Origin of the sequence: Actinomadura montaniterrae (assembly GCF_008923365.1) — a bacterium.
In the GTDB taxonomy this organism is placed as follows: domain Bacteria; phylum Actinomycetota; class Actinomycetes; order Streptosporangiales; family Streptosporangiaceae; genus Spirillospora; species Spirillospora montaniterrae.
In genome coordinates this window covers 1-24,186 of record NZ_WBMR01000112.1, presented here as the reverse complement: position 1 = coordinate 24,186, position 24,186 = coordinate 1, and the positions used below count along the sequence as shown (strand labels likewise).

Annotated in this window: 21 protein-coding genes; 12 read left to right on the top strand and 9 right to left on the bottom strand. The window is 73.5% G+C overall.

The annotated features are described in order from the left end of the window. The first annotated feature begins 188 nt into the window (after positions 1–188). The 6 genes from F9B16_RS30495 (at position 189) to F9B16_RS30470 (ending at position 5,566) form a co-directional block, all read left to right on the top strand. The gene (locus tag F9B16_RS30495) at positions 189–1,202 is read left to right on the top strand and encodes an SCO6745 family protein (protein WP_225992070.1); all 1,014 of its coding nucleotides are present in this window, start codon (positions 189–191) and stop codon (positions 1,200–1,202) included. A gap of 393 nt (positions 1,203–1,595) precedes the next feature. Continuing rightward, positions 1,596–2,840, top strand: a complete 1,245-nt coding sequence (locus F9B16_RS30490; protein ID WP_151543668.1) for an HNH endonuclease signature motif containing protein — start codon at positions 1,596–1,598, stop codon at positions 2,838–2,840. Positions 2,841–2,934: 94 nt separating this feature from the next. Next, positions 2,935–3,309, top strand: a complete 375-nt coding sequence (locus F9B16_RS30485) for a bleomycin resistance protein (RefSeq protein ID WP_151543667.1) — start codon at positions 2,935–2,937, stop codon at positions 3,307–3,309. A 98-nt stretch (positions 3,310–3,407) separates the two neighbouring features. Then, on the top strand, positions 3,408–3,764 hold the full coding sequence (locus tag F9B16_RS30480; protein ID WP_151543666.1) for a cupin domain-containing protein: 357 nt from the start codon (positions 3,408–3,410) through the stop codon (positions 3,762–3,764). Positions 3,765–3,828: 64 nt separating this feature from the next. Continuing rightward, complete coding sequence (locus tag F9B16_RS30475; RefSeq protein WP_151543665.1) at positions 3,829–4,920, top strand: adenosine deaminase; 1,092 nt, start codon at positions 3,829–3,831, stop codon at positions 4,918–4,920. A 7-nt stretch (positions 4,921–4,927) separates the two neighbouring features. After that, complete coding sequence (locus F9B16_RS30470; RefSeq protein WP_151543664.1) at positions 4,928–5,566, top strand: PH domain-containing protein; 639 nt, start codon at positions 4,928–4,930, stop codon at positions 5,564–5,566. Here the strand turns inward: F9B16_RS30470 and F9B16_RS30465 are convergent. From F9B16_RS30465 to F9B16_RS30455, 3 genes are all read right to left on the bottom strand, one after another. Further along, complete coding sequence (locus tag F9B16_RS30465) at positions 5,559–7,190, bottom strand: phospho-sugar mutase (protein WP_151543663.1); 1,632 nt, start codon at positions 7,188–7,190, stop codon at positions 5,559–5,561. The two genes, F9B16_RS30470 and F9B16_RS30465, sit on opposite strands and share 8 nt — an antisense overlap. A 2-nt stretch (positions 7,191–7,192) precedes the next feature. Continuing rightward, positions 7,193–7,993, bottom strand: a complete 801-nt coding sequence (locus F9B16_RS30460) for a purine-nucleoside phosphorylase (RefSeq protein ID WP_151543662.1) — start codon at positions 7,991–7,993, stop codon at positions 7,193–7,195. Between the two features lie 74 nt (positions 7,994–8,067). Further along, positions 8,068–8,514 (bottom strand): gamma-glutamylcyclotransferase, encoded by a 447-nt coding sequence (locus F9B16_RS30455; protein WP_151543661.1) that lies wholly within the window; start codon positions 8,512–8,514, stop codon positions 8,068–8,070. 101 nt (positions 8,515–8,615) lie between these two features. Between F9B16_RS30455 and F9B16_RS30450 the strand changes: the two genes are divergently transcribed. After that, positions 8,616–10,001, top strand: coding sequence for an NAD(P)H-quinone dehydrogenase (locus tag F9B16_RS30450; RefSeq protein ID WP_151543660.1), 1,386 nt, complete (start codon positions 8,616–8,618; stop codon positions 9,999–10,001). A gap of 29 nt (positions 10,002–10,030) precedes the next feature. Here the strand turns inward: F9B16_RS30450 and F9B16_RS30445 are convergent, their stop codons facing one another. The 4 genes from F9B16_RS30445 to F9B16_RS30425 all read right to left on the bottom strand — a co-directional run bounded on the left by F9B16_RS30445 (position 10,031) and on the right by F9B16_RS30425 (position 14,261). Further along, complete coding sequence (locus tag F9B16_RS30445) at positions 10,031–10,351, bottom strand: DUF5313 family protein (protein ID WP_151543659.1); 321 nt, start codon at positions 10,349–10,351, stop codon at positions 10,031–10,033. Positions 10,352–10,366: 15 nt separating this feature from the next. After that, positions 10,367–11,794, bottom strand: a complete 1,428-nt coding sequence (locus F9B16_RS30440) for a hypothetical protein (protein ID WP_151543658.1) — start codon at positions 11,792–11,794, stop codon at positions 10,367–10,369. Positions 11,795–11,928: 134 nt separating this feature from the next. Then, positions 11,929–13,695 carry an acetyl/propionyl/methylcrotonyl-CoA carboxylase subunit alpha gene (locus F9B16_RS30435; RefSeq protein ID WP_151543657.1) on the bottom strand — a complete coding sequence of 589 codons (1,767 nt, stop codon included), beginning with the start codon at positions 13,693–13,695 and terminating at the stop codon, positions 11,929–11,931. 320 nt (positions 13,696–14,015) lie between these two features. Then, positions 14,016–14,261, bottom strand: coding sequence for a type B 50S ribosomal protein L31 (locus tag F9B16_RS30425; RefSeq protein WP_151543655.1), 246 nt, complete (start codon positions 14,259–14,261; stop codon positions 14,016–14,018). Between the two features lie 155 nt (positions 14,262–14,416). Here F9B16_RS30425 and F9B16_RS30420 point away from each other — a divergent pair, with 155 nt between their 5' ends. Continuing rightward, positions 14,417–14,959 (top strand): hypothetical protein, encoded by a 543-nt coding sequence (locus tag F9B16_RS30420; RefSeq protein WP_151543654.1) that lies wholly within the window; start codon positions 14,417–14,419, stop codon positions 14,957–14,959. 366 nt (positions 14,960–15,325) lie between these two features. Next, positions 15,326–15,598 carry a WXG100 family type VII secretion target gene (locus F9B16_RS30415; protein WP_151543653.1) on the top strand — a complete coding sequence of 91 codons (273 nt, stop codon included), beginning with the start codon at positions 15,326–15,328 and terminating at the stop codon, positions 15,596–15,598. A 147-nt stretch (positions 15,599–15,745) separates the two neighbouring features. Here the strand turns inward: F9B16_RS30415 and F9B16_RS30410 are convergent, their stop codons facing one another. Together F9B16_RS30410 and F9B16_RS30405 are read right to left on the bottom strand one after the other, a co-directional pair. Beyond that, positions 15,746–20,290, bottom strand: coding sequence for an FtsK/SpoIIIE domain-containing protein (locus F9B16_RS30410; protein WP_151543652.1), 4,545 nt, complete (start codon positions 20,288–20,290; stop codon positions 15,746–15,748). A gap of 118 nt (positions 20,291–20,408) precedes the next feature. Next, on the bottom strand, positions 20,409–21,350 hold the full coding sequence (locus F9B16_RS30405; RefSeq protein WP_151543651.1) for an NAD-dependent epimerase/dehydratase family protein: 942 nt from the start codon (positions 21,348–21,350) through the stop codon (positions 20,409–20,411). 144 nt (positions 21,351–21,494) lie between these two features. On the opposite strand from F9B16_RS30405, the gene F9B16_RS30400 reads away from it, so the two are divergent. The 3 genes from F9B16_RS30400 to F9B16_RS30390 form a co-directional block, all read left to right on the top strand. Next, positions 21,495–22,205: a TetR/AcrR family transcriptional regulator gene (locus F9B16_RS30400; protein ID WP_151543650.1), complete on the top strand. Its 711-nt coding sequence runs from the start codon at positions 21,495–21,497 to the stop codon at positions 22,203–22,205. A gap of 245 nt (positions 22,206–22,450) precedes the next feature. Next, positions 22,451–23,347, top strand: coding sequence for a hypothetical protein (locus tag F9B16_RS30395; protein WP_192809070.1), 897 nt, complete (start codon positions 22,451–22,453; stop codon positions 23,345–23,347). 2 nt (positions 23,348–23,349) lie between these two features. Beyond that, positions 23,350–24,186: hypothetical protein (locus F9B16_RS30390; RefSeq protein WP_151543649.1), on the top strand; the 837-nt coding region annotated here is incomplete at its 3' end.

The following is a 24,186-nucleotide window of genomic DNA, read 5'->3' as shown; positions in this document are numbered from 1 at the left end:
CGCGGGCGCGGGTGCGGGTGCTTTTGCTGTGGCGGGTCGTGGCGGGTGCGGTGGTGGCTGCGGCTCGCTGCCCCGGTGACGTGGTGAACGTCGGCCGAGTGTGAACTAGGCATTGACAAGATGGTGTTCGCGGGCGAAGCTGTACCTGGATCTAGACAGTGACAAGTTCTAGGTGGCGGAGGACGACCATGACGCACGACCTGAGCACCGTCCGGCAGATGTGGCAGCTCCTCGAGCCCGTCCATGCCGTCCTGTATTACGCGCCCGAAGCCTCCGAGGAGGCTGCGGCCTTGGGATATGCCATCGATGAGCGGTGGCCGAGCTACTTCCCCTACCGGGCCGCGCCTCTCGGGGCGGTCGACGCGCAGACGGTGAGCGATCTCTTCTACAGCTTCAATCCGGAGATGGTGGAGCGCTTCATGGCGCCGGCCTGGCGGAAGGTGACGCCGGAGCAGGTTCTGGTCGCGCGCCGTACCGCCATGGATCGGGTGCTGCGCCGGATCCTGGGAGACCGGATCGGCTCGCCGGAACTGGAGCGAGCCGCCCAGGTGGCGCGTCGCGTCGCCGAGGCGGCGGACCTCGCGGGCCGTCCGATGGCCGCCGCCAACGCCGCACTGCCCTGGCCGGACGAGCCGCACATGGTGCTCTGGCAGGCCGCCACCATCCTGCGCGAGCACCGGGGGGACGGGCACATCGCGGCGCTGCGTGCGCACGACATCGGGCCCATCGAAGCGCTCGTCACGCATGCCGCGGTCGGGGCCGCTCCCGTCGACGTGTTCGCCAGCCGCCAATGGACCCCCGAGCAATGGAACGCCGCCCGGGACCGTCTTGCCGCCCGCGGACTGGTGCGCGAAGGCGCGGGATCGGCGAGCGAAGGTGCGGGATCGGTGAGCGGTGGTGCGGGATCGGCGAGCGGTGGTGCGGGATCGGCGAGCGAGGGTGCGGGATTGGCCAGTGAGGATGCGCGATCGGCAAATGAAGGTGTGGTAGAGGCGACGGAAGAAGGAGTTCGAGTTCGCGCCGCAGTCGAGAAGCAGACCGACGAGCTCGCCGCCGGGCCGTGGGATTCGCTCACGTCGGATGAGGTCAAGGAGTTGGCGGATCTGCTGATGCCCATCGTCCTCGACATCGTCGGCACCGGGCTTCTCCCGATGCAGAGCACGCTCGGAATTGGAATGACCTACGACTACGAGCAACTCTAGTCGGGGTATTGCCTGATGCTGGCCGGACCATATCCCGCTCGGCGATGGGATATCGGGCGGTGGGGGTGGCGCTTGCGTACGGGGCCGCCCCTCCAAAGTCAAGGGCGCCTTCGGCGTCGCTTCGCGATGGACTTCGTCCACCCTTGACTTTGGAGCCTCTGCGGCCCCTGGGCAGGTGATGGGGGCAGGCTCCGCCTGCCCCGCCCTGGGTCGCGCCGCCCCCACCGCCGCCCACGTAAGGGAGTATGGGGGGATGGGGCCGTGACGTAACTTTCAATTGCTGGAATCGCCCGAAAATCGGATAGGTATATCTGGCTATACCTGTCCGCGAGGTGACAATATTCGATCTGCATTTCGCGTCTAGTGGTGCTGGTCGAGCGATATGATTTACTCGTGCGTTCGGTTCAGGTTGATCTCGATGAGGCGTCCACCATGGAATTGGTGGACGTCCTTGCGGTGATCGCCGCTGAACTCGCCGATCGAGAGGTGCCCGACTCTGCGGCGGCATGTCTGGAGCTGGCGGAGAGTTTGGCGGCCGCCTCCGATATGCAGGAAAGTGCGCTCGCGGGATTCGTCGGCCGGGTCGACGCTGCAGGGGAGCAAGCCCGGTGGGGCTATCCGTCCACTCAAGCGTGGCTGCGGTCGCGGCTGGGCATGCGGGACGGTCGGGCGAGGGAACGCCTCGTCCTGGCGCGACAGCGGCATCGCCTGCCGCAGGTGGCTGAACGGTTGGCGGCCGGGGAGTTGTCGTTCGGGTACGCCGTCACGGTGGCCGACTCGGTCGCCCGCCTGGACGACGCCGACTGCGCCAAGGCCGAGGCCATGTTGCTGGAGATGGCCGACCAGGGCTTTTCGGCGGGGAAGGTTGCTGCGTTCGGGCACCGCATCCGTGATGTCATCGCCGAGCGCGACGGCACCGAGGACGCGCCGGACGAGGACATCAAGCGTGGGTACGCCAAGTCCTGGCTGACGACCACGCGTTCGCTGGACGGCGGCCGGTATGTGAAGGGGTGGCTGAATCCCGAGGACGCCGCGATCTGGGACGGCACTCTGGCGCCGCTGGCCAAGCCGGCTGGGCCTGACGATCGTCGGGACGTGGCCGAGCGGACGGCGGCGGCGCTGTCGAGCGTGCTTTCGGGCGGGCATAAGGCCTCCAAGGTCACCGTCATCTGCGACCTGGAGACGCTCACCGGCGGTAACGCGCCGGGTCGGCTCACCGACGGGACGCCGGTCCCTGCCGTTCAGGTGCGCCGCGTCGCCCTCGCCGCTGGCGTATCGCCCCTCCTGCTCGGGCGGGGAAACACCCCGCTGTACCTCGGCCACCGGGAACGATTCGCCAGCGCCGCGCAACGGCAAGTCCTCGAAGCCCTCTACCTGACCTGTGCGGTACGGGGATGCGAGATCCCGGGGACGTTGTGCGAAGTGGACCACGTCCACGGATGGGCACTGGGCAACAGCCCCACTGACATCGATCAACTGACGCTCACCTGCGGGTGGCATAACCGCTTCAAGCACGCCAGCCCCAAGCAGATCCAGATCACCGAAGACGGGGACGGGCGCTACGTCTACCGGCTTCTGCCGCCTCGGGACGTGGCCGTGCCTCGGGCCACCAGTCCACCTTTCGACCAGGCCGCCTGACCGTCCAGGCCGCACTCCGAGTCACGGTGCGCGGCCTGGAGGCGCGCGGCCTGGAGCAGGATGGCTGTCGACATGACGGCTGGAAGGGTTGCGGATGGACGAGTACGCGGTGCCGATCATGCCGAGCCGTGACCTGGCGGAGACGGCGGCGTTCTACGGGCGGCTCGGGTTCGAGACGCGCGGGGCGGCGGCGGAGCGCCACGGCTACCTGATCCTTGTTCGGGGGACGGTGGAACTGCACTTCTGGCATGACCCCGATGTCGATCCGCTGAGCACTGCGAGCGGCTGCTATGTGCACGTCGGGGATGCCGATGCCCTCTATCGCGCGTGGCTGGAGGCCGGAGTCCCCGCCGATCCGGCGACGGGGAGCCGCCTGGTTCCGCCGTGGGACACCGATTACGGGATGCGCGAGTTCGCCCTCGTCGACCGCAGCGGCAACCTGCTCCGCATCGGCGCTCCCCTCGTCTGAGGGCGGCGGGCGGCTCGCCTTTCGGTGTTCGGAAGGGGGGTGTTGACCCTGGTCAGGCGTGGTGGAAGCGTGGGTGGTGATGACGAGGGGGGATCGTCATGATGGAGATCAAGAGCATTGAGAAGCCGGACGACCGGCGCGACTTCCCCAGAGGGCACGTGGAGGTCGTGAACATGTCCGGGCTGGTGTTCGGCAAGGCGACGTTCGAGCCGGGATGGCGCTGGACGGAGTCCATTCGCGACATCGCGGGCACCGAGCTGTGCGACGTCCACCACAACGGCTACGTCGTCGACGGGCGCATGCGGATACGGATGAGCGACGGCGCCGAACAGGAGGTCGGGCCCGGCGACGTGTTCGTCGTCTCGCCCGGTCACGACGCGTGGGTCCTCGGGGACGAGCCGTGCATCGTGCTCGACTTCGCCGGGAACATCGGCGACTACGCGAAGGCCCGCTGAGCAGGACGGGTGTCGGCAAGAGTTGCCGAGGTCCGCGGGGTCCCGCGGGCAGTAGATTCTAGAGATGGACGATCGGCCGACTCTTGACGACATCCGGCGGGCACCGAAGGTGCTGCTGCACGACCACCTCGACGGCGGTGTCCGGCCCGCGACGATCGTGGACCTGGCGCGGGACGGCGGGTACGGGGCGCTGCCCACCACGGACCCGGAGAACCTGCGGGCGTGGTTCGAGGAGGCGTCCAACTCCGGGTCGCTGGAACGGTACCTGGAGACGTTCTCGCACACCGTCGGGGTGATGCAGTCCGTCGAGGCGCTGACGCGGGTCGCGTACGAGTGCGCGGAGGACCTGGCGGCCGACGGGGTCGTGTACGCGGAGGTCCGGTACGCGCCTGAGCAGCATCTGGGCGGCGGGCTGACCCTGGAGCAGGTCGTCGAGGCGGTGCTGGACGGGTTCGCGAAGGGCCGGCGGGACTTCGGGATCCGGGTCGGGACGCTGGTGACGGCGATGCGGCACCAGGCGCGGTCGATGGAGATCGCGGAGCTGGCCGTCCGGTACCGGGACCTCGGGGTGGTCGGGTTCGACATCGCGGGCGCGGAGGCGGGCTACCCGCCGACCCGGCACCTGGACGCGTTCGAGTACCTGCAGCGGGAGAACGCGCACTTCACCATCCACGCGGGGGAGGGGTTCGGGCTGCCGTCGATCTGGCAGGCGATCCAGTGGTGCGGCGCGGACCGGCTCGGGCACGGGGTGCGGATCATCGACGACATCGAGGTGGACGGGGACGAGGCGCGGCTCGGGCGGCTCGCCGGATACGTGCGGGATAAGCGGATCCCGCTGGAGATGTGCCCGACGTCGAACATCCAGACGGGGGCGGCGAAGTCGATCGAGGAGCATCCGATCGGGCTGCTGCGGCGGCTGAGCTTCCGGGTGACGGTGAACACCGACAACCGGCTGATGAGCGGGACGACGCTGTCGCGGGAGTTCGCGAAGCTGCGGGACGCGTTCGGGTACGGGTGGGACGATCTGCAGTGGTTCACGGTGAACGCGATGAAGTCGGCGTTCGTGCCGTTCAACGAGCGGCTGGAACTGATCAACGGGGTGATCAAGCCCGGATTCGCGCAGCTCAAGTGGAGCGGCGCGCGGCCCCTGGCATGATCGGGCCATGACCATTCGCTCCACCGGCGGACGCATCGCCGCGTACGTGTGGCTGGTGTTCGCCGCGCTCAACATCATCGACCTGGTGTTCGGCGTCACCGGCGACGCCACGTACTCGCTGACCGCCTTCACCATCGCGGTCCTGCTGCTGCTCGGCTGCGGGATCGCGTACACGGTCGGGCTGCGTCCGGCGATCATCGGGGACGAGGACGCGGTGACCGTCCGCAACCCGCTGCGGGAGACGCGGGCGCCGTGGCCGGCGGTCCGGGAGATCGTGGGGACGAGCGCGCTGACCGTGAAGTTCGACGGTCCGGACGGGCGGGAGCTGGAGACGCGGGCGTGGATACACCAGACGTCGCCGCGCGCGCAGGCGAAGGCGGAGGAGCGGGCGCGCAGGTCGCAGGACCCGGCGGCGGCGGCGCTGAAGGGCCGGACGCCGGCGGCGTACGCGGCGCAGCAGCTGAACGAGATCCGGGAGCGGCAGCGGACGAAGGCGAAGTCGGGAGCGCCGGACCGGGCCGCGGAGGCGAAGGCGGAGGAGGCCGCCGCGACCGGGACGATCAGCTGGTCGGTCCCGGCCGTGGCGTCCCTCGCGGCGCCCGCGGTGGTGCTGGCCGGGCTGCTGATCGCGGGCGCGGTCAGGTGAGGGCGAGGGCGGCGGAGACGTCCTCGCGGAGGGCGTCGAGATCGGCCGCGGCACGTTCGCGGGCTGCGGCGACGTCGCCGGACACCGGGTGGACGACCTCCAGGTAGCACTTCAGCTTCGGTTCCGTACCGGACGGGCGGATGACGACGCGCGCGCCGCCGAGGCGGAACCGCAGGCCGTCGGTGGGCGGCAGGCCGTCCACGCCGCCGGACAGGTCGTCGAACGCCTCGACGGAGCGTCCGCCGAGCTCGGCGGGCGGGTTCGCGCGCAGCCGCGCCATCGCGCCGGCGATCAGCGACAGGTCGTCGACCCGCACCGAAAGCTGGGACGTGGCGTGCAGCCCGTACCGGCGGGCCTGGTCGTCGAGCAGGTCGAGCAGGGTGCGGCCTTCGCGGCGCGCCTCGGCGGCGAGCGCGGCGACCGCGAGGGCCGCGCCGATGCCGTCCTTGTCGTTCACCAGGACGCCCCGGTCGTCGCCGACGCTGTAGCCGAGCGCCTCCTCGTAGCCGAACACGAGCCGGTCGCCCGGCCCGCCCGCCTTCATGATCCACTTGAAGCCGGTGAGGGACTCGGCGGACCGGACCCCGTGCCCGCGCGCGATCGACGCCAGCAGCGACGACGACACGATCGTGGTCACGACGAGGCGGTCGTCCCCGGCGGTGTGCCGCAGCACGTGCTCGGCGAGCAGCCCGCCGACCTCGTCGCCGGTCAGCGCCCGCCAGCCGTCCGGCGTCGGGACAGCGACGGCGCAGCGGTCCGCGTCCGGGTCGTTGGCGATCACCAGATCGGCGTCCCGGTCCCGGGCGAGCGCGAGGGCCAGGTCGAGCGCGCCCGGCTCCTCCGGGTTCGGGAACGCGACGGTCGGGAAGTCGGGATCGGGGTCCGCCTGCTCGGGGACGACGACCGGCGCCGGGAACCCGGCCCGCTCGAACGCCGCGAGGAGGACGTCGCGCCCGACGCCGTGCATCGGCGTGTAGACGATCGAGATGTCGCGGTCGCCGCCCAAGCGGAGGTCCGACACGGCGTCCAGGTAGAGGCGGGCGTCGTGGTGGACGGTCCAGTCCGAGCCGAGCGGCAGCTCGTCCACCCGGCCGACCGCGTCGATCGCGGCGGAGATCTCCGCGTCCCGCGGCGGGACGATCTGCGCGCCGTCCGCCCAGTACACCTTGTAGCCGTTGTCGCGCGGCGGGTTGTGGCTCGCCGTCACCATGACGCCCGCGACGATGTCGTCGAACGACCGCGTGAAATGGGCCAGCACCGGCGTCGGCACCGGGTCGGCGAACACCTCGGGACGCAGCCCGGCGCCGCTGAGCACCGCCGCGGTGTCCTGCGCGAACCGGCGGGACCCGTGCCGCGCGTCGAACCCGACGATCACGCGGCCGCCGGGCGGCAGGCACGCGGCGAGGCCCGCCGCCGCCCGCATCACCGTCACCCGGTTCATCCGGTTCGGGCCGGCGCCCAGCTCGCCGCGCAGGCCCGCCGTCCCGAACTCCAGCCGGGACCCGAACCGGTCCGCGAGGGCCCGGTCGTCGCCCGCGTCCAGGATCGCGCGCAGCTCGGCGCGGGTGCCCGGGTCCGGGTCCTGCGCCAGCCACTCCTCGGCGTATCCGCGAAGGTCGCTCATGCTCACAGCTTCGTCAGGACGGTGCCGAGCAGCTCGCCCATCCGGCCCGCCGCCGCACGGCCCGCCGCGAGGACCTCCTCGTGATCGAGGGGCTCGCCCGACAGGCCCGCCGCGATGTTCGTGACCAGCGAGATCCCCAGCACGTCCGCGCCGCCCTGCCGGGCCGCGATCGTCTCCAGCACCGTCGACATCCCGATCATGTCAGCGCCCATCGTCCGCAGCATCCGGATCTCCGCCGGCGTCTCGTACGTCGGGCCCCGGAACGCCGCGTAGACGCCCTCCGACAGCGTCGGGTCGACCTCCTTCGCCAGCGCCCGCAGCCGCGCCGAGTACGCCTCCGTCATGTCCAGGAACGCCGGCCCCGTCAGCGGGTTCGCGCCCGACAGGTTCAGGTGGTCGGAGATCAGCACCGGGTCGCCGACCCGCTGGTGCTCGGGCCGCAGCCCGCCCGCCGCGTTCGTCAGGACGACCGTGCCGGCGCCCGCCGCCAGCGCCGTCCGGACGCCGTGCACCACCGCGTCCACGCCGCGCCCCTCGTACAGGTGCGTCCGGCCGAGGAACACCAGCGCCCGGTGCCCGCCGACCTCCACGATCCGCACCTTGCCCGCATGGCCCTCGACGGCGGGCGGCGCGAACCCCGGCAGCAGCGTGACGGGCAGCTCGTCGTCCGGCGCGCCGAGCGCGTCGGCCGCCGGAACCCAGCCCGACCCCATCACCAGGGCCACGTCGAAGGAGTCGATGGAGGTGCGCTCCCGCAGCTCGTCGGCCGCGGCCCGCGCCAGGTCAAAAGCGTCGTTGCTCACATCGCCGACACTACCGCCGTGCGGCGGGCCGACCGGGACAGGTCGCCCGGGCCGGGTCGCCGGGCAAGGGCGGGTCAGTCGCCCAGGGACTTGCAGGGGCGGGTGCGGAGGTCCTTGACGTAGTCGTCGGGCGCGCCGGCCGCCTCGGCGGCGTCGGCGAGGATGCCGAGGTAGTGCGCGGACGGCAGGCCGCCCTCGTAGTCGTCCAGGACGTACAGCCAGCACAGCGCGTCGCCGTCCAGCGTCTGCACCCGGACGCGGATCTTGCGGTAGACGCCGAGCGCGGCGCCCTCCCACGCGTCCAGCTCCTTCTCGTCGAAGGCCGGGACGTCGTAGATCACCACGAAGACCTGCTCGAAGTCGTCCTCGACGACGGTGGCGAGGGCCCCGTCGAAGCCCTGGCCGCCGAAGGTCAGCCGCCAGCCGGTCAGCCAGCCGGTGCCGCGCATGGGCGAGTGCGGAGCCCGGCTCGCCATCTGCTCGGGGTCCATGTTGGAGGCGTACGCCGCGTACAGAGCCACGTTGGCCGAGCCTACGCCACGCGGGGCGCCGCGACGGGAACGGAGCCGGGATCGCGGGGCGCCGGTCTTATCACTGGTCCGAGTAGGAAACAATGGGAGATGTGACCCGCATCGTGATCATCGGAGGAGGACCGGGCGGCTACGAGGCCGCACTCGTCGCGGCGCAGCTCGGCGCGGACGTGACCGTCATCGAGCGGGACGGGCCCGGCGGCGCGTGCGTGCTCACCGACTGCGTCCCCTCCAAGACGCTCATCGCCACGTCGACCCGCATGGCGGTCATGTCCGAGTCCGCGGGGCTCGGGCTGCGCTTCAGCGGCGGCCCCGACGGCATCGTCGGCGGCCTCGAGGTCGACATGGCGAACGTCAACAAGCGGGTGAAGGACCTCGCGCGCGCCCAGTCGTTCGACGTCGCGGAACGGCTCGCCTACGAGGAGGTCAAGATCGTCCGGGGCGAGGCGCGGCTGGTGGAGCCGCACGTCGTCGCGGTCGGGGAGCGGCGGATCCGGGCCGACATCGTGCTGATCGCGACCGGCGCGACGCCGCGGGTGCTGCCCGGCGCCGAGCCGGACGGGGAGCGGATCCTCAACTGGCGGCAGCTGTACGACCTGCCGGAGCTGCCCGAGGAGCTGATCGTGGTCGGGTCCGGCGTCACCGGCGCCGAGCTGGCGGGCGCGTACCTGTCGCTCGGGTCGAAGGTCACGCTGGTGTCCTCGCGGGACCGGATCCTGCCGACGGAGGACGCCGACGCGGCGGCCGTGCTGCAGGAGGTGTTCCTGCGGCGCGGGATGAACGTGATGTCGCGGTCGCGGGCCGCGAGCGTGGAGCGGTCCGGGAACGGCGTGATCGTCACGCTGGAGGACGGCGGCAAGGTCGAGGGCACGCACTGCCTGATGACGGTCGGGATGGTGCCGAACACCACGGGCATCGGCCTGGAGGAGGTCGGCGTCGCCTGCGACAAGCGCGGGTTCGTGGAGGTCGACAAGGTCTCCCGGACGTCCGTGCCGCACATCTACGCCTCGGGCGACTGCACCGGCATCCTGATGCTGGCGTCCGTGGCGGGGATGCAGGGCCGGATCGCGATGTGGCACGCGCTCGGCGAGGCCGTCCAGCCGCTGAAGCTGGGGTGGGTCGCGTCCAACATCTTCACCGACCCCGAGGTGGCGTCGGTCGGCGTGACGCAGCAGATGGTCGACTCCGGCGACGTCAACGCCCGGACGGTCATGCTGCCGCTGTTCACCAACGCGCGCGCCAAGATGCAGGGCTTCGAGGACGGCTTCGTGAAGTTGTTCTGCCGGCCGTCCACGGGGATCGTGCTGGGCGGCGTCATCGTGGCGCCGCGGGCGAGCGAGCTGATCCTCGGCGTGTCGATCGCCGTGCAGCAGCACCTGACGGTCGACCAGGTCGCGCACACGTTCGCGGTGTACCCGTCGCTGTCGGGCAGCATCACGGAGGCCTCGCGCCGCCTGATGTCCGAGCACGCGTACTAGGACGCGCCGGACGGCGCCGCCCCGGGCCGTCAGCGGCGGTCGGGCGGGTGGAGGCCGTGCCGGTGCAGGCGGGACCGGCGCAGGTCCTCGGCGCTGATCGCGACCGTGAGGGTGCTGGCGACGAACGCCAGCAGCGGGACGGCGGCGCGCACCCACGCCGGGCCCGGGAGCAGCGCCAGCAGCAGGCAGACCGGGACCATCACGTACAGGTGGCGCAGCATCAGCCGGCCGCGCCAGCCCGCGTCGGTGAGGTCGTGCCGCACCCAGTCGCGGTTGCGGGGCGGGAGCCGGAACCCCAGGGCGTACCGGATCCGGCCTAACGGACCCGGGTCGCCTGGTATGCGGGTCATGCGCGGGAGACCACCTCAGAAGCCGCCGAAGTCGTTGCCGCCCCAGTCTCCTCCGCCGCCGCCGAAGTCGCCGCTGCCGAAGTCCCAGCCGCCGCCGACGTCGCCGCCGTCCCCGCCGAAGCCGCCGTCACCGCCGCCGAACCCGTCCCCGCCGAAGCCATCGCCGTAGTAGCCGCCGCCCCAGCCGAACCCGCCGCCCATCATCGAGCCGAGCGCGGTGCCGAGCAGCAGGCCGCTGAGCAGGTCGAAACCGCCGTAGCCGTAGTAGTAGCCGCCGGCGTAGGGCGCGTAGGCGGGGCCCGCATCCCAGTACGGGCGCCGGGCGTCCCCGTACGGGACCATCCGGACGTCCGGGTCGCCGCCCTCCAGGACGGCGCGGGCGTCCGCCGCGCAGGCCGGCACGGACCGGGCCACGCCGCCCGGAGGCGCCCACGTCACGTCCTGGACGGACGGCCCGTGCTGCGGGTTGAAGAAGCACGGCGGGCGGCGCTCGGGCACGGGCTCGCCGGCCAGCCGGGCGCGGGTCGCGGTCATGTAGTACCGGCCGTCCTCCAGCGCGGTGGTGACGGCCTGCATGTCCTGGGGCTTCTGGGCGCGCTCGGTCGCGGTCTTGGCCTTGTCGTAGGAGTTCATGGCGCGCTCGTAGTCGGCGCGGGTGTCCGGATCGAGGCCGGGGTCCATGACGTTGAGGTCGAGCCGGGCGATGTCCTCGCCGAGCAGGGTGACGTCCTCCTGGACGCCCTGCTTCAGGTCGGCCATCTGCCGGGCGTGCCGCTCGCGGCGCCGCTTGCGGGCGACGAGGACGACGCTGGTGACCGCCGCCGCGATCACGATGAGGACGCCGATCACGACGTACCCGACGACCGCGCCGGACTTGGCCTTGTCGTCGACCTTCTTCTCGGCGAGGTTCCCGAACTGGATCAGCCGCTGCTTGAGCGGCGACCCGTCGGTGCGGGTGACGAGCTGGTTGATCTCGTTGGTGTCGAGCTTCTTGGAGATCCCGCCCATCCGGGTGCCGTCGGCGGTGATCGCCACGTACGTCTGGCCCTTGCCGACGCGGTTCGCGACGGCCTTCAGCATCTGCCCGACCTGCGGCCCGCTGACGTCGTTCCGGACGACCACGGCGCGGATGTCGGCGTCGTGGTCGCCGTCCAGCGCCGACCGGACCTGCTGCTGGTCGGCCGCCGACAGGTTCGCGCCGGAGTCGGTGGTCACGTACAGGCGCGAGCCGAGCAGGCCCTTGGCGATCTGCCCGACGGTGTCGGCGGGCAACGAGGCCGCCTGACCGGCCGTGACCTGGGCGGACGCGGCCTGCGAGGATGCGGCGTGCGCGGGTGCGGCCAGGGCGGGGGCCGCGAGGCCCGCCAGCACGGCCACGGCGAGGACCACCGCCGATACCGCGGCGCGGAGCACCGGCCGGACGGTACGGATCTCGGAACTCATGGTTTCAGTCTGCCCCCTCATCAGGGCCGACGACCGGGCCGCCGCACGCGTTCCGTAAAAACCGCCTTTAGTGACGAACGAGACACCCCCGTCCAAATCGGGCTGGACGGGGGTGTCGCGGCGCGGGACGCGCGTCAGTCCTTGATCTCGCAGATGACGGCCCCGGACGAGACGGTCTGGCCGACCTCGGCGGTCAGGCCGGTGATCGTGCCGGCCTTGTGCGCGGTGAGCGGCTGCTCCATCTTCATCGCCTCCAGGACGACGATGGTGTCGCCCGCCGCGACGGTCGCGCCGTCCTCCACGACCGTCTTGACGATCGTGCCCTGCATCGGGCTGACCAGGGAGTCACCGGACGCCTGGGCGCCGCCGCCCTTCTTGCCGCCGCGCCGCTTGCCCGGCGCCGCCTTCCCGGCCGCGGGGGCCGCGGACGCGCCCAGCCCGGCGGGCAGCACGACCTCGATGCGCTTGCCGCCGACCTCCACGGTGACGTGCTCGCGCTCGCCCGCCTCGGCCTCCTCGCCCGCGGCGGACGGGTCGAACGGCTCGATCGTGTTGTCGAACTCGGTCTCGATCCACCGCGTGTGGACGCTGAACGGCGTCTCGTCGTCGGCGGGCACGAACGCCGGGTCGTCCAGCACCACCCGGTGGAACGGCAGCACGGTCGGCATGCCGTCGATCACGAACTCGTCCAGCGCCCGCCGCGCCCGCTCGGCGGCCTGCCGCCGGGTCGCGCCGGTCACGATCAGCTTGGCGATCAGCGAGTCGAACGCCTGCGGGACGGTCTGCCCGGCGACGTAGCCGGAGTCCAGCCGGACGCCGGGGCCGTGCGGCGGGTCGAACGCGGTCAGCGTGCCGACCGCGGGCAGGAAGCCGCGGCCCGCGTCCTCGGCGTTCAGCCGGAACTCGAACGAGTGGCCGCGCAGCTCGGGGTCGCCGTAGCCGATCTCCTCGCCCTCGGCGATCCGGAACATCTCGCGGACCAGGTCGACGCCCGCGACCTCCTCGGTCACCGGGTGCTCGACCTGGAGCCGGGTGTTGACCTCCAGGAACGAGATCGTCCCGTCCTGGCCGACGAGGAACTCGCAGGTTCCGGCGCCGACGTAGCCGGCCTCCTTCAGGATGGCCTTGGACGAGCTGTACAGCAGCTCCAGCTGCTCGTCCGACAGGTACGGCGCGGGGGCCTCCTCGACGAGCTTCTGGTGGCGGCGCTGCAGCGAGCAGTCGCGGGTCGACACGACGACCACGTTGCCGTGCTTGTCGGCCAGGCACTGGGTCTCCACGTGCCGCGGCTTGTCCAGGTACCGCTCGACGAAGCACTCGCCGCGGCCGAACGCCCCGACCGCCTCGCGGACCGCCGACTCGTACAGCTCGGCGACCTCCTCCAGCTTGCGGGCCACCTTCAGGCCGCGGCCGCCGCCGCCGAACGCCGCCTTGATCGCGATCGGCAGGCCGTGCTCCTCGGCGAACGCGACGACCTCGTCGGCGCCCGACACCGGGTCCTTGGTGCCGGCGACCAGCGGCGCGCCGACCTTCTGGGCGATGTGCCGGGCCTGCACCTTGTCGCCGAGCGCGGTGATCGCGGCGGGCGGCGGGCCGATCCAGGTCAGCCCGGCGTTCTCGACGGCCGCGGCGAAGTCGGCGTTCTCCGACAGGAACCCGTAGCCGGGGTGGACGGCGTCCGCGCCGGCCTCGGCCGCGATCTTCAGCAGCTTGTCGATGTCCAGGTAGCTGTCCGCGGCGGTCTGGCCGCCCAGGGCGTACGCCTCGTCGGCGACCCGTACGTGCAGCGCCTCCAGATCGGGTTCGGCGTACACCGCCACACTGGCCAGCCCCGCATCGCGACAGGCACGGGCTATACGAACCGCGATCTCACCGCGGTTGGCGATCAGGACCTTGCGCACGTGGGTCTCCTCCCTAAACCTCGCACGCAGTCTAGATAACCGCCGTTCGAGGTTTTCGTAAGGCCCTCCTTATTGCACCGGGATGCCAACTTTCAGGCGAGTTGCCGCTGAGTGGGACCGTGCGCCCGCCCCTGCCCCGCAAGGGCTCCGGGCATGCGGGCAAGGGCTCCGGGCATGCGGGCAAGGGCTCCGGGCATGCGGGCAAGGGCTCCGGGCATGCGGAAGGCCCGCGCCTCGGGGAGGCGCGGGCCTTCGCGGTCGGACGCGGTCCCCGGGCCGCGCCGGGGCGCGGTGGCGGCCCGGAGGCGCGTCCGGACGTCTCAGCTCCGGTTGTACCGGCGGTTGAACCGCTCGACGGCCCCCGTGGTGTCCAGGACCTGCTGGCGGCCCGTGTAGAACGGGTGGCTCGCGGACGAGACGTCCACGTCGACCAGCGGGTAGGTGCGGCCGTCCGTCCACTCGATCGTGCGGTCCGTCTCGGCCGTCGACCGGGTCAGGAAGGCGTAGTCCGCACCGCGGTCGCGGAAGACCACGGGCCGGTACTCCGGGTGGATCCTGTTCCTCATCGTTCCCTCCCTGGTGCTCGGCTGTTCACCCCTGCCAACAGGGTGGGAACGGTTTTCATTCCCCGATCCCGAGAGGTCCGCCCGGAGGCCGCCGCGCCGGTGTATCTTCGCCACTGATCAGCCTCGTCAGCGAGCGGAACGCAGGAAGGGGCCGGATGGCTTGCCGTTGGACCCGGGCCGGACTCGCGGCGGCCCTGGCCTGCTGCCTGGCGGCGCCGTCGTCCGCCGCCCGGAGCGGACCGTCCGTCCTGGACGCCGTCACCACCCGGCAGCTCACCGCCGCCGCCGGGACCCTGCTCCAGGGGCGCTCCGAGGCGCTCGTCCAGCGGCCCGCGCGCGACCACCCCGACGTGCCCACCGAGGTGCTCGGGGTCCGGATCTCCCCGCGCGTCGCCCGCGTCCAGGAGCGGGCCTTCCGCCAGCTGGAGAACAGCAACCGCGCCCCCGTCGAGGGCGGCCCCGCCTACACCGGCGCCCGCACCAGCCTGGACGTCCGGCGCGCCCTCCGGGCCGGCGACCGGATCACCCTGGACGCCGTCGAGCACACCGTCGTCCGGTACGGGACCGGCAAGGTCACCCAGTCGGTGCCGCGCCGGTTCGACTTCCGCCGGCGCGGCGACGACATCGTCCTGGTGGGCGAGCGCGTCCTCGACCCGAACGCGCGGCCGGTCAACGACCCGGCCCCGCGCTCCCGCTGAGCGCGCCCTTTCCGGCATTGCGGGGCGTTCTTCCGGAAAGCCCGCCGAGGGGCCGCTCTGAAATGCCTTTGACGGACAGTAATTAAGCGGGTCACGGCATTGCGGAGCGTCGCCGCGCGGTGGCACCGGGACGCGAAACCTCCACCTGGCGGGGGTTGTGTGGCCACATCCGGCCACGCGCGAACGGCGGGATTACGGGTGTTTCGTCGCCCGATCTCCGATGTGCCGCTGGATTCCCGTGATCGGGGAGGCGTAGGCTGGCGCCATTCTTTCGCAGTGCGGCAGGACCGGAAAACGTTCCAGTTGACGTCCCGCCCGTCCCGGCGGGCGGGGCCGGCAACGGATCGGCGACGGAGGGTCGAAGCGATGAGCGGTGACAAGCGCGGCGCCAACCTCGGCGAGCTGGAGGAGCTGTCCCGGATCTTCAGCAAGCACTCCAAGAACCTGGACGCCCTGATCAGGGACCTCAACGGCCGCACCGTCAGCAGCAGCGCCGCCTGGTGGGGCCCCGGCGCCGACCGGTTCCGCAGCGCCTGGGCCGAGGCCAAGACCGCCTTCGACAAGATGGCCCTCGCCCTCGAACAGGGCAGCCAGGACATCCGCAAGTCCCAGCAGAACATCGAGGCCGCCACGCGCTGACGGCTCGACACGGACCGCGGGTCCCGGCCCATCCCCCCGAGGCCGGGACCCGCATCGTTCTCCCCTTCGGGCCCAGCCGCAGGCCGTCCCCCGCGGGCCCAGCCGCAGGCCGTCCCCGGCGGGCCCCCGCCCCGCCCGGGCCCGGCGCTAGTCGGATGTGACGGGAGGCGGGAGCGCCACCTGGATCTGGGTGGCGGCCCCGGCCGCGACGAACAGGCCGCGGCCGGTCGGCCCGGCCAGCGGGGCGTTGCGGGGCAGGCGCAGGCCGAACAGGTCGCCGTCGTCCGGCGACTCGACCGACAGCAGGACCCCGGAACGGGACCGGCGCGCGTCGGCGAGGAAACCGCGGTAGCCGCGGCCGATGTCGGCGGTCGTGCCGCCGACCACGACCGCGTGCTCGCCGTCCCGCGCGGTGCGCAGGACGTCGCGGAGGGCGTCGTCCATGTCCGTCTCGTCGAGGAGCTCGGCGTCGTCGACGACGACGGCGTAGCGGTGCTCGTCGCCGATCGCCTGATCGAGGTCGTCCGGGCCGGAGTCGGACGTCAGCACCCCGAGGACGCCGGGCCGCCCGGACAGCAGCCGCAGCGGCGACCGGCGCGGCGTGACCAGCACGACCGGGACGAGCCCGCCGCCGACCGCCGGGTCCAGCAGCGAGTGGACGATCGTGCGCAGCGTGGTGGAGCGGCCCGAGCGGGGCGGTCCGGCGACGGTGAAGCCGGGGCCCTCGTTCAGCAGGTCGGCGCCGACGGGGGCGAGGGTGTCGCCGCCGACCCCGACGAGGGCCCAGAGCGCCGACGGGGCGAGGAACGCCTCGTCCAGCGCCATCGCCTCGCGGTAGGTGACGCGGACGGGCAGCTCGTCGACGTGCAGGGGCCGCTGGCGGCGGGGGAGGCGGCCGTAGCGGGCGACGGAGGCGCGCGCGATCTCCTGGAGGGCGGCGACCTGCGCGGTGCCGGACGGGTCGTCGCCGAGCAGGCCGATCTGCGACTCGCGGGGCGCGGCGCCGGGCGCGGCCGGTTCGAGGGCCCGGCCGGGCGGCATCGCGGCGGGGACGTGCTTGTCCTGCAGCCCGGCGTAGCCGTAGTCGTTCGGGTCGGCCATCCGCAGCACGAGCCGCCGGTCGAAGACCGTGGAGATCTGCCCGCCGAGGCCGGTGCGGTCGCCGGTGAAGACGGCGCGCAGGCCGACGGCGGCGCCCTCGCGCAGCAGCCGGAGCGTCTGGTCGACGAGGCGGCCGTAGTCGTAGTGCTCGAACGCGCCGAGGAACCCCTCCCACCGGTCGAGGAGCAGCACCATCCAGGGGAGCCGGTCGGTGGCGGCGACGGCGGCGCGCTGCTCGGCGAGCGACGCGAACCCGGCCTCGGCGAGGAGCTGCTGGCGGCGCGCGACCTCGGCGGCGAGCGCGGTGAGGAGGCGCTCGCAGCGGTCGAGCTGGTCGCGGGTGACGACGGCGCCGCAGTGTGGCAGCGAGATCAGCGGCAGGAGCGCGTTGGCGCCGCAGTCGACGGCGTACAGGTGCGCGTCGTAGGGGGAGCAGGCGCCCGCGAGGGACCCGGCGATGGTGCGCAGCGCCGTGGACCGCCCGGACTGCGGCGACCCCGCGATGTACAGGTGGCCGCCGGCCGGCAGGTCGAGGACGAGCGGCTCGCGCGACTGGACGGCCGGCAGGTCGGTGATCCCGAACGGGATCGCGGGGACGTCCACGACGGAGCCGCCCGCGGCGGTGCGCGGGGTGAGCCGGACCTGCTCGGGCAGCGGGGTGAGCCACGGCGACGGCTGCCGGGCGATCCCGGCGCGGCGGGCGGCCTCGTCGACGGCCTGGACGAGGACGGCGAGGTCGGTGGCGGGCGTGTCGCCGGCGCCGCCGGCCGGGTCCGGGGCCGCGGGCAGCGGGTGCCCGAGGCCCTGCCAGGGCAGCGGCAGGACGCTGGTCCGCCGGCCGGCGGGCCCGGCGCGGCGCCCGCCGATCCGGGCGGACTGGACGGCGTGCGGCGCCGCCGAGCCGGACCGGACGTAGCAGCGGCCCGGCGTGGACTTGGCGATGCGGGCGGCCTCGGGCCCGTCGATGACGTCGGTGGACTCGTCGGGGTCGGTGACGCGCAGCGCGATCCGCAGGTTGGTGTTGGCGCGGATGTCGGCGGTGACGACCCCGGCGGGCCGCTGCGTGGCGAGGATCAGGTGGACGCCGAGGGACCGGCCGCGGCGGCCGATGTCGACGAGCCCGGCGACGAAGTCGGGCAGCTCGGCGACCATCGCGGCGAACTCGTCGATGACGAGCACGAGGCGGGGCAGGGCGCCCGCCGCGTCGTTGTGGTCGTCGATGTCCTTGGCGCCGGCCCGCAGCAGGACCTCCTCGCGGCGGCGGAGCTCGGCGGCGAGGGATTCGAGGGCGCGTTCGGTGGCGTGCCCGTCGAGGTCGGTGACCATGCCGACGGTGTGGGGGAGGCGCGCGCAGTCCTTGAACGCGGCGCCGCCCTTGTAGTCGATGAGGACGAACGTCATCTCGTCGGGGCGGTTCGCGACGGCGAGGGACGCGATGAGCGTCTGCAGCAGCTCGGATTTGCCCGCGCCGGTGGTTCCGGCGATGAGGGCGTGCGGGCCGTCGGTGCGCAGGTCGATCTCGTAGGGCTGCCCGGGACGTCCCGGCCGGTCGCCGGAGCCCAGCCCGATGGGGACGCGCGTGCTGCGGCCGCCGGTGCGCGACCAGGACTGGAGGATGTGCTCGGCGGTGGGCTCGGCCATGTCGAGCAGGTCCAGGAGCCGGACGTTCGACGGGATGGCCTCCTGCGCGTCTTCGCGGGACACGTCCCGTACGGGGGCCAGCGCGCGCGCCACGCGTTCGGTCCACGCCGGGGACACCTGGTCGGCGAGCACGGGACCGAGGTCGTCGAGGCCCTGCCCGCGAACGTGGACGAAGGACGGGTACTGCGGGTCCCACTCGGCGACGGCGTTGCACTCTTCGGGGAGGAGGCGCTCCTCGTCGTCCACGCAGATAGCGTGGATGCCGTACTCGACGCCGCGCGACAGCAGCATCGGCATGCCGGGTATGCGGCGCAGTGCGCGCGCGCCGTCCAGCACGAGGAGGATGTTGTAGGGGACGGCGTCCGCGGCCTTGCCCTTCCCGAAGAACGCGGACTCGGCCTGCGCGGCCCGGCGCCGTTCCGTCACGCGGATCGCGAGTTCGGTGACGCGGTGCGCCGCGGACTCGGGGTCGGCGCCGACGAGCGCCACGCACTCCTCGCCCTCGCGCGGCGCGCAGTGCGGCAGCCACCGCACCCAGTTCCACTCGTCGCCCGCGTGCTGGTCGGCGGACAGCACGATGATCGCGAGGTCGCGGGGGCTGTGCAGGACGGCGGCCTGCGCGACGAGCCAGCGGGCGAGCGCCCGGGACGCGGGGCGCGGCCCGGTCAGCCCGAGCACGCCGAGCTCGCCAAGCGGCAGCGCGACGGGCACCAGGCGGGCGGGCGGCACCGGCAGCGCGCCGGCATCGCCGCCCGTGGGGTCGGTCAGCTCGATGCGGGCGGGCAGGTCGGCGACGCCGAGCCGCAGGTGCAGCGCGTCGGGGTCCTCGCGGCGGCGCTCCCACAGGCGGCGGCGCGGGCCCGTCGCGGTCAGCAGCACCTCGGCGGGGTCGGGGTACAGGGCGCGGCGCTCGGCCTCGTCCTCGCGGCGCAGCCCGTCCAGCTCGCCGCCGAACGCGTCGGCCCTGCGCTGGTACTCCTTCAGCGCCTTCTTGTACGACTTGCGGCCGTGCATCCGGTCGCCGGCCCATTCGCCGACCGTCATCACCGGCCACGCCAGCGCGAACAGCGCCCACCACCACTGGTGCAGGCCGAACGCCATGGCGAGGCCGAACACCGCGAACAGGATCGCGCCGAACAGCCGGAGCCGCTCGCGCGGGTTCCGCTCGGGCCGCTTCGGGACCTCCAGCGTCCGGACGCGGTGCGCGGGCGCGAGCCGGGGCGGCCGGTTGAACGCCAGGCCGCCCTCGGGCAGCGGCTCCAGGTGGGTGTCGGGCGCGGCGCTCGGCGCGAGGGTCAGCACGCTCGCGCCGACCGTGAGCATCCCGCCCATCGGCCAGACGGTCCGCGCGGTCAGCGGTTCGCCGTCGAGCCTGGCGGCGCCCTGCATCGTCATCGCGGACGCCTCGACCTCCACCGCGTCGCGGCCGACCGTGAGCCGCAGCGACCGGGCCGGGATCGACGGGTCGCCGAGCACGACGTCCACCTCGTCGCCGGACCCGATCGTGGTGACGCCGAGGCCGAGCCGGTGCACCGGCCCCGCCGCGGGCCCGCCGACGACCCGGACCTCGACCAGCCCGGTCGGCTCGGCGAGGACGGTCGCGGCGGCGGCGCCCCGCTCGACCGCGACGACCGCGCCGTCCCGCAGCTCCTTGGCGGCGAGCGCCTGCGGGTCGAGCATCCGCCCGTCCATCCACAGCGCCCCGCGCTCGGCGGACGGGCCCGCGGCTGGGACGCGCGGCGCCCGCGGCGCGCCGGTGAGCAGCGCCTCCTTGGAAAGCAGCGCCTCCTTGGAGAAGCGGGGGGCGGGGATCCCCTCGGCCGCGGGCGCCGGCGCGTCGAGCGCCGCGGTCAGCGACCGCGCGACCCCGGCGACGGTGATCCCGGAGTCCATGTCGATGACGACGTCGCGTGGTCCGCCGCCGGTCAGCGCCGTGAACGAGATCCGCATCCGAGCCCTCCATCGCGCGCCGCCCCGCGCCGCCGGCGCTGCCGTCCGGGCCAGCTTAATTAGCGGGGCCCGCAGATTCCGGCGAAGCCGGTTCGGGCGGCGGCGGGGCGTCCCGGCCTCACGCCGCGCGGGACGCCGACGCGCGGGACGCGGCGACGATGGTCCTGAGCGCGTCGTCCATCGGCGTCGGCGCCATGCCGAAAACGGACTGGAAGGCCGAGGAGTCCAGGACGTACGGCCTGTCGAACTGGTAGCGGGTCTCCCGCAGCTCCTTGAGCATCGGGTTGGCGAGCCCCAGCGCCGTGAAGACGGGCCGCGGCACCTCCTGGATGCGCGGGGCGGGCGCGCCGGCGATCCGGCACAGCCGCTCGGCGACCTCCCGCGTCGACACGGCGGGCCCGGTCGGGATGTGCCAGGCCCGGCCGTAGGCGCGCTCGTCCGTGCCGGCGATGGCGAGCGCCTCGGCGACGTCGGGCAGGTACGTCCAGGCGTGCGGGATCGAGGGGTCGCTGAAGTAGAGGACGCGCCTGCCCGCCAGCAGCGGCTTCACGAACCGCGTCTCGCCGACGTACGCCTGGTCGGTGCTGCCGGGGCCGTAGTAGTCGGACCCGCGCAGCTCGGTGGTGCGGACGCGGCCCGCCCGGTGCGCGGCGAGCATGTCGTGCCACATCGCCGCGCGGACCCGCCCCTTGGTGCCGGTCGCCGCCAGCGGCAGGTCCTCGGTCATCGGGCCGTCGACCGGCCCGTACCCGTAGAGGCAGCCGAGGGTGACGAGGGCGGCGCCGGTGTCCTCGGCGGCGCCCAGGAACGAGGCGGCCATCGGCGGCCAGTCCCGCGCCCAGCGGTGGTAGCGCGGGTTGACGCAGTTGTAGATCGTGTCGGCTCCCTTGGCGACGGCGGCCAGCCGGGCCCGGTCGGCGACGTCGGCGGCGACCCGCTCGACGCCCTCCGGCCCGGATCCGGAGCGCGTCACGACGGTGACGTCGTGCCCCATGCCGGTGAGCCGCTCGACGAGGTGCGAGCCGACCTGCCCGGCGCCGACGATCACGTGCTTGCCCATGGTCCTTCTCCTTCGTTGCTCTTCGATCCGGTCCGAGCGCCGGCGGTTCGGCGCTCTCTATTGTGAGCAATGCTCTCTCTTTGGTGCAGTGCTCGTCAAGAGCAGTGCTCTCGTTTTGTTCCGGCGCTCTGCTAGCCTCGCCGCATGAGCGGGCGGACGGTTCGGGAACGGGTGCGCGCGGAGCTGATCAGAGAGATCACCGGCATCGCGCGGGAGCAACTGGCCACGGAGGGCGCGGCGGGGCTGTCGCTGCGGGCGGTGGCCCGCGAGATGGGCATGGCCTCCTCGGCGATCTACCGCTACTTCCCGAGCCGCGACGACCTGCTGACCGCGCTGATCATCGACGGCTACAACGCCGTCGGCGACGCCGTGGAGCAGGCCGACGCGACCTCACGCGAGGCAGGGGAGTCCTTCTCCGGGCGGTGGCTCGCCGTGTGCCGGAGCGTCCGTGCGTGGGCGCTGGCGCACCCGCACGAGTACGCGCTGCTGTACGGCTCGCCGGTGCCCGGCTACGAGGCGCCGGAGGACACCGTCCCCGCGGCCGTGCGGGACACGGTCGTCTTCGCGCGGCTCGTCTCGGAGGCCCACGCGGCGGGCGCCCTGGAGCCCGCTGGGCCGTGCCCGCCGGCGCCGCCCGTGCTGGGGGAGGACCTGGCGCGCGGCCGAGCCGCGCTCCACATCGACGCGCCCGACGACGTGGTGGCCCGGGCGTTCACCGCCTGGGCCGGTCTGTACGGGACGGTCAGTTTCGAATTGTTCGGGCAATTCAACAATGTGATCGCGGAACGGGCCGCTTACTTCGATCACGCAATGTCCCTGCTGGGGCGGCTCGTCGGCTTCCAGGGCGCGCCGTAGCGCCGCCGCCCCAGGGCCTTCCGGCCGCCGCGGAGGTCCCGCCAGATGCGGTCAGTGACAGATGTGACTGGTGGTAAGTAGCGAAGTCGCCGGTGAATTCGCAGGTCACCGCCATGGTCGGGGAGAACGGCCCGCTTACCCTCACCGAATCCATTGACGCGGCCTTGCCCGCACCGCAAGCATGGATCGCCCGATGATGCGGAGACCTCCTGAGGCGGGGTCCGCGGGAGGGCGGGAAGGGGCACGTGCGCAGCGCGATGAAGGCCAACCAGTCGGCCCTCGCCGGCGGCTCGTCCGGCGGCTCCCCCGGGCCGAACGCCGGCGGCGGGCTCGGCCGCTCCGGCCTCGGGACCTCCGGCGGGCAGCGGCTGCCCGTCTCGCCGCGCGAGCGCAAGCCGGCGCTGGCCGCGCTCGCCGTGCTGCTCATCCTCGGCGGCGCGCTGGCCAGCGCGTACCTGGTGATGGCGAGCGGCCAGCGGGTGTCGGCGATCCGGATCGCGCAGCCCGTCGCGGCGGGGCAGCAGATCCCGCAGAGCGCCCTGGAAGAGGTGCAGATCGGCGACACCGGCGTCCAGTTCATCAACTGGTCGGAACGGCTGAACGTGTCCCGGTACTACGCGTCGGTCCCGCTGGTCAAGGGCGCGCTGCTGACCAACGGCATGATCAGCCGGACGGACGAGGCGGCCAAGGGCCGGCTCGTCGTGGGCCTCGCGCTCAAGCCGGGGCAGCTGCCGTCCGGCGGCGTGGAGAGCGGCAAGAAGGTGACCCTGTACGCGGTCGGCAACGGCAGCGGCGGCGGCCCGCGCGCCGGGACGGTGCTCGCCGCCGAGGCCATCGTGATCAACGTCGGGGGCGGCGGGGGCGACCGGCTGCGCTCCGACCAGACCACCGTGGACGTCGCCGTCGCGCCCGCCGACGCCCCGCAGGTGACGGAGGCCGCGTCCGCCGGGACCGTCGCGCTCGCGCTGATCCCGGACGGGACGAAGGCGCCCGGCCCGGCGGGCGGGCAGCCGGCCGGCGGGACGCCGGGCAAGCAGTCGCCGACGCCCGGCGGCTCGCAGCCCGCCGGGACGGGCGACGGCACCGGCACCGGCGACGGCGCGGGCACCGGCACCGGCACTCCGGGCACAGGCGGGAACTGACAGTGGCACTGATCGCGCTCGCGGCCGACAAGGGGGCGCCGGGCGTCACGACCGCGGCGGTCGCCCTCGGCGCGGTGTGGCCGCGCCCGGTGCTGGTCGCCGAGTGCGACCAGGCGGGCGGCGACCTCGTGTACCGGCTGCCCGCCGCCGCGCCGGACGGCGGCACCGGCCGGCAGGGCGGCGGCGACGGCGGCATGCTCAACCCGGCGCGCGGGCTGCTGAGCCTCGCCGCGACGGCCCGCCGCGGGCTGCGCCCCGACCAGATCGCCGAGCACTGCCAGCGGCTCGTCGGCGGCCTCGACGTGCTCGTCGGGCTCACCAACGCCGAGCAGGCGCAGGCGATGACGTGGCTGTGGGGGCCGCTCGGCCGCGCGTTCGCCGGCCTCGGCCCGGTGGACGTGATCGCCGACTGCGGGCGGCTCGGCGCCGGCACCCCGCTGACCGAGCTGCTGCGCGAGGCGGACCTCGTCGTCCTGCTGACCCGGGCGACCCTGGAACAGGTCGCCCACCTGCGCGAGCGCGTCGCGGCGCTGGCGGCTGAGCTGCGCGGCGGGCCGCCGGTCGGGGTGCTGGTGCTCGCCGACCCGCGCGACTTCCGCGGCTCCATCGCCGAGGTCGACCGGATCATCGTCGGCGCCCGCGGCCGGCAGGCCCCGGACCCGGCCGCGCAGGCCGGGCCGCCGCCGCCCGAGGTGCGCGTGCTGGGCGGGCTGGCGCTCGACCCGAAGGGCGCCGACCTGCTGTCGGGCCGCTGGGGCGGGCGGCTGGACCGGTCGCTGCTGATCCGGTCGGCCCGCGAGGTCGCCGGCGACCTCGTCGCGCGCCTCGACGCCGCGCCC